This window comes from Streptomyces sp. NPDC050509, from assembly GCF_044457965.1.
Taxonomy (GTDB): domain Bacteria; phylum Actinomycetota; class Actinomycetes; order Streptomycetales; family Streptomycetaceae; genus Streptomyces.
Genome location: NZ_JBITHL010000019.1, coordinates 65,455 through 78,588 on the forward strand (window position 1 = coordinate 65,455; position 13,134 = coordinate 78,588).

Sequence of the window (13,134 nt, forward strand, 5' to 3'; positions counted from 1 at the left end):
CAAAGTCCTATCGGGTGGTGAAGGTGCTGGTCACGGCGTGGTGACGATGTTGGTGAGGACCGCTACTTACACATCGAGGCTCCTGTTGTGGACGGATGACCTTGCGAGTCGTCGTCCAGAACCGGAGCCTCGATGTGCCGTCAGTCTGCCACCGTCTGTCTGGTCAAGTCGCCGTTGCTGGCGGGGTGTTCGGGGAAGTCGTTGGCGGAGCGGCTGGTCAGGCTGCCGAACCCGCGCCATCGCCGGGGTGTGCGTCACCCGTTCGTGGCGGTGCTGCTGATCGCCGCGTCCGCGGTGGCGGCGGGCGCACGCTCGTACACGGCGATCGGGCAATGGGCTCGCAGCGCCCCGCAGCAGACCCTGGCCCGGTGCGGCGCACGCTTTCTGACCTCGCTGAACGTGCGGATCGCGCCGAGCAGGTCGACGATCCGCAGGATCGTCTCCGTTGTCTGCCCGGGCGGCCTGGCCGACCTGATGGGCGAGGCTCCGGTGGGAGCTCGATCAGTTGCGGTGGACGGCAAGAGCGCCCGCGGCTCGCGCACCGATGCCGCGCCCGCCGCTCACCTGCTGTCCGCGGTCACGGCCGCCGGCCGTGTCGTGAGTCAGGTGCGGGTACCGGACAAGACCAACGAGATCTCCGCGTTCACCGCCCTGCTGGCCCCGTTCGATCTGGCCGGCACCGTGGTGACGGCCGACGCCCTGCACACCCGGCGCGAGCACGCGAAATGACTGGTGGAGGTGAAGCAGGCGCACTACCTGCTGGTAGTCAAGGGCAACCAGCCGAACCTGCACACGGCGGTCAAGACTCTGCCGTGGAAGGACGTGACCGCCCGCCGCTACGACCGCGAGCGCGGGCACGGGCGGCGCGAGACCCGCTCGGTGCGCGCGCTCACCGTCACCGGCCTGAGCCTGGACTTCCCGCACGTCGTCCAGGCCGCGGAGATTCTGCGCCATCGCACCGACCTCAAGAGCGGCAAGGTGACCCGGCAGACCGTCTACGCGGTCACGGACATGACGGCACATGAGGCATCACCGCATCTCATCGGCCGTATCGCCAGATCGCAGTGGGGCATCGAGGCCGTCCACCACATCAGAGACGTCACGTTCGCCGAGGACGCCTCCCAGATCCGGACCGGGCACGGCCCGGAGAATATGGCCACCCTGCGAAACCTCGCAATCAACAAGCTCCGCGGGCACGGCCACACCAGCATCGCGGCAGGCCTCCGCGAGATGTCTTACGAGCCCTTCACCCGCCCCCTCGACCTCCTCGGCATTGCCCCGTAACCAGCAACTACACGAACATCAAAGGGCTTTGGAACTGCCCTGGCTCACCACGCTCGACACCGCCCTGCAGCGACAGCCACCGCTGCACACAGGACGCGGAGATCCCGAACAAACGGGCGACCTCCGCCTTCGACTCCTCAGGATGGACACGGGCAAACGCGATCACATCGCGACGGAACTCGGCGGGGTGCGGCTTCGGCATGGTCGACACCCTTTCTGCAACGATCACAAATCGCTACAAATGCGTGCCAACCGGGTGTGGGGCACCTCCGATCATGAGTGTTTCGGTCTGTCTGCTCGTAAGTCTGGGTATGGGAATCCGTCAGTCGCGGCCATGGTTCGTGTCGGACGAACTGTGGTCGCTCATCGAGCCGTTACTGCCGACGATGTCCTCGACCCCTCGCCCACTTCTGCCGACAGATCTCCGGCGCAGGACACCAGGGTGGGACGCCGCCGGGCGAACCGTCAGGTTGGGGAGTGTTCAATGAACGGCGGATCCGATGATCGAGGAGACGCCAGATGAGTGACATCACCATCGAGCGGTCCTCACCAACATCGTCACCACGCCGCGACCAGCACCTTCACCACCCGCCAGGACTTTGGAACAGCCCTGCCCTGCCAGGGCGCAGCATCTACTCAACAGTGCCCGCTGGGGACGCCGATGCCGGCCGGGATGCCGAGGCAGTACACGGGGACTTCCGGAAAGATCGACAACTGCCGGATCGGTGTCTTCGCGGCCTGCGTCGCCGTCCGTGGACGGGCCCTGGTCGACCGCCTCCGTCGTCCGCTGATGTTGCAGTCAGCGTTGCCGTCAAGCGCCCAGAAGCCCCACCGGAATCGGAACCCGGCGGGGCTTCGAAACTCCCCTCTACCAGAGCAGGGAAGATTGGCGCGACTTATTTCCTAAACATGCACAGCACCTTCAGTGCTTATTGGCCATCATTCCCCGAGATCTCACGGCGCTGACCCCTGGAAAATTCATCAGCCAAACACTTTTCAAATTCTTCCTTTTGATTTTCATCCCAGTACTTGACGGAGCGCCATCGCTCCAGATCGTACTCTTCATGCCACTTCCATGAAGATACCAGCGCCCACAGGGCGTTCCATGACACTGCGACCCGCATGCGCACCAATGGCTGTGCTTCATTGCCCCGATCCGAGAAAGACAGAGAAGTTTGAAGCGTGACCACGAGGTGATGCAGGGCACTTCTGACTGTGCGCGCCATTTGCCGCTCGTCAGATCCACGCTCCGCCTGGGCAAGTCCCGCAGTTCGCGCCATGAGAAACGACTCCAGGCGTGTGACATCACCCAGGGTTATGTCACACCCATAGCACGCGGTCGCCCTTGAGCCTCTGAACCTTCCAAGCCTTTCCCCAATCGACCGGAGTGGATCGCTACCTCTCCCAAATTGGCTCATCGTAGTCGAAGTCGATCTCACCCCACTCATCCTTCTTCCAGATTCGGCTCACATGCGCCCATGGAATTCCGCTTTCGAAGCCTATCTCCGCCTCGTGGGCATTCGGGTTCATGCCACCCATCGCTCGTTCACATCGATTCCGCCCGGTGCCCCACGAATCTCGTACACATACCCATCAAAGAACTTCTCGGCCGCGCCTGGCGGGAACGACGGCGCCCTGGGTCGCGGCCGGTATCGCGCTGGTGGCATCGGTGGCGCTGGAGCTGTGCTGACAGTGGGTGGGGCGGAGTTTCCCGGGCTGAGATCCGGGCCGGGAACCTCTGCCCGGCTGAACGCAGCCAGGTGCATCACCGACCAAGCCACCCTGCAGAGCTACCCGCGCCCCAGAGATCGCCCTCTTCCACACGCCTTGAGTTCATTTCCGTTGATGCCGTCGTTCCTTACGTAATCTTCATCCAAGGTCAGGAATCGGCCCGCTGCGGGTCGAGCGCGAGAATCAGGTCACACACGTTCTCGGAAATCCTCTGCCAAGAATCCCCTTCCCCCAGAAAGGCCACGCTTGGATCTACAGAAGATTCCCTGTAATCCAGAACGAAAGGAAGATCTGGTCCAAGGTTCCCGATTATCACGGTCTTCATTCGTGACATATAGCCGGGTGCGGCACACTCCTCGGACGTACCGAAGTAGCACTGCAGAGTTTCTTCATCGAGCTCTTCACGCCACCACTTCGTCATTCCGGTCATTCCGGAAATTGAATGGAATCCGGGACGGACGGAGGCCTGACCGAACACTGCCTCAATTCTAGGGGAATTGGCCAGACTCATCCAGCTGCAATCTTTGATCGATTCGACCAGACAAGCAGGGAGGGACATGTCGAAAACCAATTCGAAGAATTCTGCGTCGCCATTCATCTGGACCTCACCTGCCTGCCCATGGCACCAGCTATCGCGTCCATGATCGCCTGCCTCACAACACATCAGTGATCACGTGTTGCGACGACTCCTCGAATCCAAGTGTCCTGGCGGGGCTTCTGTTTGCTCATGTTACGGCGTGATCGGCTCCCTACTGCCGCCGCCAGACGATGCTTTGTGGCAGCACACCGTCCTCCCATAGCCGGTCGATCCTAGCGAAGAACCTGGGCAGGCTCGCATCGAACTGTTCCCACGCTGCCGGGTCCAATTCCCGCCATGGATCCGAGATGATCAGACCGGGCGGCAGAGGACCAGTTGAGCTAGCCATCTTGCGACAAGCAGCACACCATGTGTAACTGATCACAGCAGGACGATCCGCGTGTTTCGTATTTCTGAGGTAGGTGCGAACCGAAACTTCTCCGCACGAAGGGCAAAGCCACTCTGACTGATCCCGGAGGAAATTTCGCTCTCGCCCGAGAGCCTCGATTTCCGAGGGTGTGAAGCGCGTTACCTGAATCATGAACCCGTCCTTCGCCTGAAAACGCCGAGCATAGCTTGCCCGAATGTCTCCGCCGCGGACTCTGTTCCACCCATTGAGCCTGGCCAAGTGGCGTACATCCGGTGATGGTAGATCTCGTGGAAGATCGTGGCCACGGGGCGGTATCCATATCAGCCAGTCCCATGTTGGAAATCTGGATTACCGGACGTCCTCGCGGGCCAAGATTCGGCCTTCCATTACCGTCGTGCGGACTGTTCGCGTAAGCAGGCAGGCCATCTCCAGCGGTGCTGATCTCCGGCACGTGCACGATGTCGTACTGGGCAACGCTCATGTCAGCCCTACCCAGCGCCATTTTCACCTGCTTGATGCTAACGGCAGCGCCGTTCTTCCCTCCAGGAGAACTCTGGGGGTCTACATCGCAGTTGTGAACGAGGACCGGGGTGGCGCCCGCCAGCACATAGTACGTGTGGAGGTCCCCGACGGTGAGGTTGTAGACCGTTTCGTCCGGGACGGTACGGCAACGGCGGCGGACGCCACCTGGTGTCCGCCGCCGTTGCCGTCAACTACTGCCGTCACGGCGCTCTGAAGCCCCACCGAAGCACACCTGGTGGAACTTCACATTAGCGACAGTGCAAACCATGACGGAGAAGCACACCCGGACGCCCGGCCGACTCAAGCCTCGCAGTCAGCTTTCGCGCGAGCGAGGATGGCAGTAGCCTCACGAACGGCACCGATGAGCGCGTGCTTCTCCTGGTTGACTTGCGATACCTTCCCGCCCGCCAAGTCGTATGCTCTTTCATAATTGACCCAGGATTCATAAGCGATTCGCAGCCCCTCCGAACTGGCCCGACCAACAGTAAACTTCTGGCCAAGCGTCAGAGAGGGTTCACGATGCCCCATCCACAACTCAATTCGGGCTTTGGTGGAAACGAACTCCGCAACAACCTCGATCACGTCGTTGCCGATCATGTTGCTGCCCATCATCTGAACAGCAAGATTGATCGCCGTTGAAGCCGTGGGGCCTCGCAACTGCTCGGGTGCTTCCCAGTTCGGAGGCTGGCCCTTGAGTGACTCCCAACCATCAGCTGCCACGACTAGAGCCTCCTCTGCGGATGGGAAGAATTGAGTAGCCAACCGGCGATATTCTGAGAGCCATTGGCTGGCACCTCCACTCCACCAGCCCTCAAGATTCTCGCGCAATAAGTCACACAGTTGTTCGTATCGTTGTCGTGTGGACCGAGATTGACATCCTCCATAGCATACTGAGCTCGCTGCGCATTCCTTGCGTTGGGAAGCGGGACCCTGACAACAATCGTGCCGGGCGAGTGGGGCCGAGTGCGGACACCAGGAACCGAACTCGATCCTGGCTGCGAACCTGCCTCGGTGTGCATCGTCGTGTCTCCATGCGTAACCGAGACGGACGCGTGTCCCTCGACGTCGTCGAAGTAGACATCCGCATATCCATCGTTGCAGTTGTGAACAAGTATCGACGTGGTGCCTGCCAGCACATAGTACGTGTGGAGGTCGCCGACGGTGAGGTTGTAGACCGTTTCGTCCGGGACGGTGCGGTGTTCGACTGCCGTGATCTGGACGAGCGTGCCCGCGCCCGTGCGCAGCCACTGGCCTGGTTTCAGGTCGGTGGCGTCGATCCATTCGCCGAGTTCGGGGACCCAGAAGGGGTGGCCGTCCGTCGCCGTTACCTCGGCGGTTTTCGTGCCCTTCTCGCCGTCGGTGTCGATGACGACCTCGACCAGGTTCTTCAGGCCCTGGCCCTTGATCTCGGCCGTGACCGTCTCGATACGGGTCTCGCCCGTTCTCGGGTCGGTCGCGACGACCTTGTCGCCCGTCCTCACCTGCTCGATCGGCTTCGTGGTGCCGTCGGCCATCAGGACCTTCGTACCCGCCACGAAGCTGTTGTCGACCTCACAGGAGCCGCCCCCGCCGCCCCCGTCGGCCTTGCCGGAGCCGCCGCTGCCGCTGGAGCCGCCCTTGGTACGGGAGGAGCCTCCGGAGCTGCCGCCCGGCTTGGAGCCGCCGGCCTTGGAGGCGCCGCCGCCGCTGGAGGCCTTGTGGGTGGAGACCTTCGGGGCGGCCTTGGCCTGGGCCTGTTTCTGGACCGCGTTGCCGGTTTTCTTGGCTTGGGCCGCGGCCCGGTCGGCGATTCTCTTCGCCTGTTCCGCCGCCTTTTTCTTGGCTCTCTGGGCGGCTTCCTTCTTCGCCTTCTCGATCGCCGCCTTCTTGGCCCGCAGCGCCGCCGCTTCCGCCGCCTTCGCCGCCTTCAGGACCAGTTCCGCCGCCTTCTTGGCCGTACGGAAGGCCATGACGGCGTTGATGGTGCGGTCGACGGCTTTCAGCACCGAGGGGATCTTGCCCAGCTTGCTCCAGGGGATCGCCCCGATGATCAGGCTGCCGCACGACCACATGTCGCCGCCGAAGCACGACATCGCGTCGTTGATGCCGATGAAGTCCTTCAGGGTGTCCCACGCCACCGCGAGGATCACCGAGGTGAGGGACTTGCCCATCATGGCCTGGGCCTGGGAGACCTGGGCCGCCGAGAGGCCCGCGCCGGCCAGGGCCGCCGCGCGCTCCGATGCCGTCAGGGAGATGGCCAGGCCCGTCGGGTCGGACATCGTGACGGGGTTGTTGTGGGCGTAGGTGTAGCCGTTGGACTGGAGGACGTCGTTCAGGTCCAGGACCGGGTCCGCCGACAGGAAGCGGCCCACCAGCGGGTCGTACAGACGCGCGCCCAGCGGCTGGAAGCCGGAGGAGTCGTCACGGGTCGCGCCCAGGAAGCCCGTGTGCGACTGGAGGTTGGCGCCGACCGTACTGGTGCCACGCTGGTTGCCGAACGGGTCCTGCTTGCGGATCCGGACCGTGTTCGTGCTGTTCAGCGCGACCTCGGCGTACGTGCTGCCCTGGTGGTCACCCGCCAGCGCGACCAACTGCTCGGCGCCCTCGCCGTTCGCGTACCGCATGACCGCGCCGCCCGGCGCCGCGTAGGTACGCTGTGTGTGGATCAGCGCGCCGCCCGCCGCGACCGTGATCTCGGTGTCGCCGAGGGCGAGCGTGGCCTGCTTGCCCTTGATGGAGAGGAGTCGGCTGCCGTCGGGGCCGTAGATGTAGCGGGTGTCGTTCTGTGCGGACCATTGCTGTTCAGCCTTGCCCGTCGCGCACGTGGCCAGCACGAGGGGCGTCGAGTCTGCCGCGTTCCCGTCCTTGACCGTTACGCACAGGCCGCCCGATGCCTCGTGAACGAGCTGGCCGGACGCCGTCCGCCGCAGCTCCTGGGCCGCCTTGCCGTCGCACTTCTGGATGCCGAGCGCGGAGCCCGCCGTGTTGGCGGCCGGCTGGGCGCACCAGTCGTCGTGAACGACCAGCGCGCCGATGTCGGCGTCCTTCTGTCCCGGGGTCGGGGTGAAGCGCCAACTCTGCGCCGGGGACGTGTTGCACGGGTAGAGCTGGAGCGGCTGGGCGTCAGCCGCCAGGCCGCTCTTCAGGTCGAGGCACTTGTCCGCCAGGCCGACGTACGGGGTCTTGCCGCCCGTGCCCTGGCCGGTGATGCGCTCGACCTGACCGTCATGGGTCCAGGACAGTTCCTGCTTGTCGCCGTTCTGGGACGAGGTGATGGACCTGGTCTCGCCGGTGAGTTCGTACAGGCGCTCCGCCTCGGCCTTGACCTGGGCGCCCGCCGGGGTGGTGTAGGTCTTCGAGACCTTCGTCAGCGTGTGCGGCTGGGTGCCGTTCTCCTTGCCGTACGTGTAGGAGGTGACCGCGTCCTTCGCCGTCGCGCCCGTCAGGTCCTTCTCGGTCAGCTTCTTACGGTTGCCGACCAGGTCGTACTCGTACTCCTGCCAGTAGCCGGAGTTGTCCTTGCCCGCCGCCACGTTGAGCGATCCGTCGCTGTTCTTCGGGGCGGTGCAGGCGGTCTGCTCCTCGGAGGTCCAGGCCGTCTTGAGCTGGCCGAGGGGGTCGTAGGTGAAGCACTGCCTTTCGGCGATGCCCGTGGAGTGCTCCTGGATCGAGGTGACGTTGCCGGACGGGTCGTAGGTGTAGGCCCGCTTGGAGACGAGGTTGCCGGCGACGACGCTCCGGTCTCCGGTCTGCTCGCGATAGACGGCCTGATCGGTCAGTTCACCGCTGGACTCGTCGTACGTCGCCTGTGTCCACACCCGGTTCGGCTGCGCGCCCAGCGTCGAGCGCTGGACCTGGCCGTAGGAGTCGTAGACGGTCTCGGCGCCGTACCAGTCCTTGCCGGAGAGGGAGAGCGGCTTGCCGTCCTCGTTGTAGCGGACGACGAGCTTCTCCGCGTCGAACCGGCCGGCCTTCGGAAGCGACGCCTCCTGGAGCATGCCGTTGTCGTTGTACGTGTAGCCGTACGTGTACGAACTCTCCAGGCCCCACGCCGTTTTCAGGGAGGGCGGGAGGGTGAGGGTGGTCGAGGTCGGCTGGTAGTCCTTGGTGTAGCCGTCGACCTTCTGGGTGTACGCCTCGCCGTCGGTGTAGCGCGTCGCGGTGTACGGCATGCCCTTGCCGCCCGGCGCCTTGTCGTAGTCGAAGGCGGCCAGCAGCTTGCCGGTGGAGCTGTCGAGGCGCTGCTGGGTCGGCCGCGACAGCAGGTCGTAGCCGTTCCAGACGGTGACGTTCCGGGCGTTCTTGGTGGTCAGGACCCGGTCACGGGCGTCGTACGTGGTCCTCGTGGTGCCCGTGTCCGGGTCGGTCGCCGTGACCTGACGGCCCCGGTGGTCGAACGTCCAGCTCCACGGGTGGGTGGTGTCGGCCGAGCTGGTCGCCTTCTCCATGCGGCCGTGCCGGTCGTACGCGTACCGCATCGAGGTGAAGCCGTCCGGCGCCTCCGGGTTGAAGGTGTCGACGCGGGAGGTGCGGCCGAGTGCGTCGGTGTAGACGCGGTAGTCGGAGGTGCCGGCCGGGTTGACGACCTTCGACCAGTCCTGACCGTACTCGTAGCGGGTGGCCCGCTCCGGGACCGGCCGCGAGGTGGCCTCGCCGGTCAGCGCGTCCTGGACCTTCAGGACCGGGGTCTCGGCCAGGACCCGGCCCAGACCGTCGTACGTGTAGCGCGTGATGTTGGGGACGGCGGTGTCGGCGAGCGGGGTGAACAGCTCACCGGGCTTCGCGTCCTGCGTGAGGTAGGCGTTGTTGGTCTGCCAGACCTCACCCGAGGTGTTGTAGAGGGTGTCGGTGATCAGGTGGCCGCCGCCGTCGGCCTCCTCCTGTGTCTGCCGCTCGCGGCCGAGACCGTCGTAGAGGGTGACCGAGGTCTCGATCCGGTCCTCGTGGCCGCGCGCCCGGGTGGTGACGTACGGGGGCTTGCGGTCGGGGTTGTTCTCGTCGTAGCGCGGGATGGTGTAGGTCGCGCGGAAGTCCGGGACGGACGAGGAGGACGGGGTACGGCCCGCTCCCCATGCCTCGGACATGCGGCCCAGCGGGTCGTATGTCGCCTCGCTGACCTGGCCGTTGGCGTCCGTGGTCCGGAGGGCCGTCGAGCGGCCGGGCTCCAGTTCCTGCTTCTGGGAGTGGCCCGCCGCGTTGGTCTCGGTGACCGTGAAGACCTGTCCGGTGGGCGGGTCGTAGGTGATCGTGCCCGCGTTGCCGTCCGGGTCGTACTGCTTGACGACGCGGCCGACGTCGTCGAACTCGGAGCGGCCGTCGCTCTGGAAGCCGTTGCCCTCGCTGTTCAGGGACCACGTCTGGGTGGCCTCACCGAGCGTGCCGGCGGCGAGCGCGGTGCCGTAGCCCTGGCCGTCGTACGCGGTGCGCGTACCGCCGCTGAGCGTGGACAGGTCGGCGAAGTCGGCGGCGGCGCAGGTGGTCGGGGAGACCAGGGCCTGTTTGGTGAGGCCGATGAGGTTCCTGGCGTTCTGGTGGAGGTACTCCAGCCTGGTGCAGGACTCGTCGCCGCTCTTGCCGGTGTCGCCGAGGGACTCGACCTGGGTGGGCAGGCCGTACGTCGGCTCGTAGGCCGTCGTGGACCTGACGGTCCGCTGGGTGCGGGTGTCGTCGCCCGTACCGGAGGAGCGGGTGTACGCGACCTCCTCGGGCTCGGTGACCCGCCAGGCGCGCAGCGGGCTCAGGCCGTCGTCGCGGTCCCGCTTGGCCAGTTCGGTGGCTTCGGGGACGGTGACGCTGCGCGAGAGCCAGTCGGTGTCCGCGTCGGAGGCGCTGGTGTACGTCAGCTCCTCGGCGATCCGGCCGGCGAAGGGCTCCCGGTCCTTGGCGATCTCGGCGCCGGTGATGTCCTTGACCGGGACGGTGTCGCCCATGCCGCGGAAGTAGCGGGTGACGGACTTGGACCTCTTGCTGCCGATGGACGTCTCGTCCGCGCCCGTGATGACGGTGGTCTGCTCGAAGCCCGCGAACTGCGCGTAGGTGCGGGTGGACTTCTTGGTGAACTCGGCCTCGGCGAGCCTCCAGCCCGCGTTCTTGTAGCCGTAGGCCGTCTGTGTCGCGAACGCGCCGTCGACGTTGGGGAGTTCCTCGATGGTGTCCACCACGTACTTGTGGAACCAGTCGATGTCCTCGGCCTCGGGGTCGGGGTGCCAGAACGACGGGTAGCACAGGCGTGTGTTGGCCTTCAGCTCCGCGGTGTCCTTCTTGCCGGGCAGGCCGGCGCCCGAACCGCACTGTCCTTCAGGCCGCTTGTAGGTGACGACGGTCTCGCCGCCGTACTCGTTGATGACGCGCGCGATCCGCAGCCGGGAGAAGCCGGGACGCGCGTCGTTCTTCACGCGGTTCGGCATGTCCTCGGCGTTGGACTCGAAGCGCACCGGGTTCAGGGTGACGCTGTCGTCGGTCGAGCCCTTCCGGGCGTAGCCCGTGCGCTGGATCGACTCCAGCCACAGGGCCGTGTTGGCACCGGTCTTCAGGACCGGGAAGCTCTGCTTGAGGGTGTACTTGTCGACCACCTGGCGGGCGTCGGTGGTGGTGAGGCGCTGGGACGAGGTGGTGATGGTGGTCAGTCGCTTGCGGGTCCAGAACGACGGTCCGGCATTCCAGCACTTCTTGCCCGACTGGCAGCGCAGGTCGGCCGGGGTGTCGTACCAGATGCGGTACTTGCCCGGGTCCTTGTCGGCGAAATTGTCGTCCGAGCAGGTCAGCGCGCCCTCGGCGAGGCAACGCTCGTCGACGGCGAAGGAGACACGTTCGGTGGCCGGGGAGGCGAAGACACCGTCCTTGGTGTTGCGCTGGCCGTAGTCGATGTGGTCGAGCCAGCCGCCGCGGTCGTAGCGGACCGGGGCCTTGAAGTTGAAGTTGCGGGCGTAGTGGTTCTCTTCCTTCTTCCACCACAGGGACATGGCGTTGCCGTGCACGTTCTCGACGTAGTCGAGGTTCCAGCGCCAGGCCTGGGTGCACCAGGACCCCGCCCAGTCACCGGACTTGTAGCAGTCCTCGTCCGGGTGGTTGCCGTACACCGGCACGGTCAGGACGGAGTCGGTGACCGGCCGGCCGCTCGACCATCCGGGCAGCTTGTGCTTGCCGAAGTGGTACCGGGTGCCGTCGCGGGTGGTGACGACCCAGTACTCACCTTTCCGCGCGCCGTTGCCGGTGGTGTCGTCCTTGATCTGCTCGACCTTGGCACCGTCGCCGTTGGCGGTGGTCCACTTGCCGTCGTCCCACACCAGCTCGGTGGTCATGCCGCCGAGGGAGAGTGTGGCGTTGTTCGAGCCCCAGCACAGATCCGCGGTGCGGTGGGTGGCGTTGTTCGAGCCGGACTTCTTGGAGTCCTCGCGGCAGGTGGCGTACGTACGGGTGATCGAGCCCGGGTTGTAGTCCCAGCCGTCGCCGATCCAGGACGCCTGATTGTTGGCCGCTGAGGTGCGGCCGTCCACCGACTGGGAGGAGTAACTCAGGTTGACCTTCGGCGTCAGACCGCCCGCGGACTCCGGGACCTGCACCTGATAGCCGTAGGTGAACGCCCCGGAGGACGAACCCGCCGACCAGGAACCCGAGGAGAGCAGCGGGGTGGCGGTGTAGTCGCCGGAGGCGGAGGAGCCGGTGTCCAGGGCGCCGACCACCTGGGGGCCGGAGGCGTCGACGGCCGGGAGGACGGAGGTGGAGGTGGAAGCCGTACGGACGGACGCGCCGGAGGCGGACGCGCCCGAGTCACCGGAGTCGCCGGAGCCGTCCGCGTCAGCCGCCTCGCCCGAGTCGCTCGCGTCGCTCGCGTCGCCGGACAGCAGTCCGGCGACCGGGACCGAGCCCGAGAGGATCTTGCGGGTCGGCGACTTCTTGGCGGCGGCGTTACGGGTGGGCGCCTCGGCCGCCGGGACCACCTCGACCGAGCTGCTCAGTCGCTCGGCCTTCTCCTCGGCCTTGCCGGACATGGTCGTGGCGCCCTCGGCGGCGCAGTCGCCGGTGTCGGGGGCGTCCAGGACGCAGTCGGGCAGCAGCATCAGGCCGAAGCGGTCGGCGGCCTGCGGCCCGTAGAGGTCGGCAAAGGCCGTGGTGTCGACGGCAAGCGCGATCTGGGCGCCCGGATCGGCGGTGGCCGGCGGGGTGACCCGCATGATCATTCCGGAGACGCCCGCGTCCTGGGACGTGGTCGGCGGAGCCAGATCCACCTTCCAGTCACCCGCGAGGGCGGACGCGTCGCCGCCCTCGGGCACCCCGACCGCGATCGGCAGGTCGTCGACCGGGATGGTGGTGCCGGGCGCGGTGTCCTTCGTCAGCGTCGCGACGCCGCTGTCCTCGGTCCACGGCGTGACGGCGGTCGGCGTGTACGGATCGACCGGGACCTCGGGCGCGGTGGTGAGGCTCTTGTCGGCCTCCTCGTCACCGTCGACCGCGGTGTTCTCGGGCAGTTCGGGCAGCTCGACCGACCGGCTCATGCCGGGACCGGGCACCGCGAACGCGCTGCCGCCCAGGCAGGTGACGGTCAGCGTCGTGGACAGCAGAAGGACGGTCGCCATGCGGGCATGCCGCCGGCTCCGTCGTTGTGATTCCGTCCTGACCAGGCGTCTTCGACCCAGCCAGGACAGTGGACCTTGAACACGCATACGCGACG

Annotated in this window: 5 protein-coding genes and 2 pseudogenes; 1 reads left to right on the forward strand and 6 read right to left on the reverse strand. The window is 65.9% G+C overall.

Features of this window, described 5'->3' with window-relative positions; genetic code table 11:
* Positions 1 to 132 precede the first annotated feature (132 nt).
* Positions 133 to 1,284, forward strand: a pseudogene (locus ACIBJC_RS36490) (ISAs1 family transposase).
* A gap of 7 nt (positions 1,285 to 1,291) precedes the next feature.
* Here the strand turns inward: ACIBJC_RS36490 and ACIBJC_RS36495 are convergent.
* The 6 genes and pseudogenes from ACIBJC_RS36495 to ACIBJC_RS36520 all read right to left on the reverse strand — a co-directional run bounded on the left by ACIBJC_RS36495 (position 1,292) and on the right by ACIBJC_RS36520 (position 13,039).
* On the reverse strand, positions 1,292 to 1,486 hold the full coding sequence (locus tag ACIBJC_RS36495) for a hypothetical protein (protein ID WP_399300366.1): 195 nt from the start codon (positions 1,484 to 1,486) through the stop codon (positions 1,292 to 1,294).
* 727 nt (positions 1,487 to 2,213) lie between these two features.
* Positions 2,214 to 2,510 (reverse strand): hypothetical protein, encoded by a 297-nt coding sequence (locus tag ACIBJC_RS36500; protein ID WP_399300369.1) that lies wholly within the window; start codon positions 2,508 to 2,510, stop codon positions 2,214 to 2,216.
* A 653-nt stretch (positions 2,511 to 3,163) separates the two neighbouring features.
* Positions 3,164 to 3,613: a hypothetical protein gene (locus ACIBJC_RS36505; RefSeq protein ID WP_399300372.1), complete on the reverse strand. Its 450-nt coding sequence runs from the start codon at positions 3,611 to 3,613 to the stop codon at positions 3,164 to 3,166.
* Between the two features lie 917 nt (positions 3,614 to 4,530).
* Positions 4,531 to 4,617 (reverse strand): annotated as a pseudogene (locus tag ACIBJC_RS36510) (hypothetical protein); the annotation flags it as partial.
* A gap of 167 nt (positions 4,618 to 4,784) precedes the next feature.
* Positions 4,785 to 5,204, reverse strand: coding sequence for a hypothetical protein (locus ACIBJC_RS36515; RefSeq protein WP_399300375.1), 420 nt, complete (start codon positions 5,202 to 5,204; stop codon positions 4,785 to 4,787).
* Positions 5,205 to 5,206: 2 nt separating this feature from the next.
* On the reverse strand, positions 5,207 to 13,039 hold the full coding sequence (locus tag ACIBJC_RS36520) for a ricin-type beta-trefoil lectin domain protein (RefSeq protein ID WP_399300379.1): 7,833 nt from the start codon (positions 13,037 to 13,039) through the stop codon (positions 5,207 to 5,209).
* Positions 13,040 to 13,134: the final 95 nt, after the last annotated feature.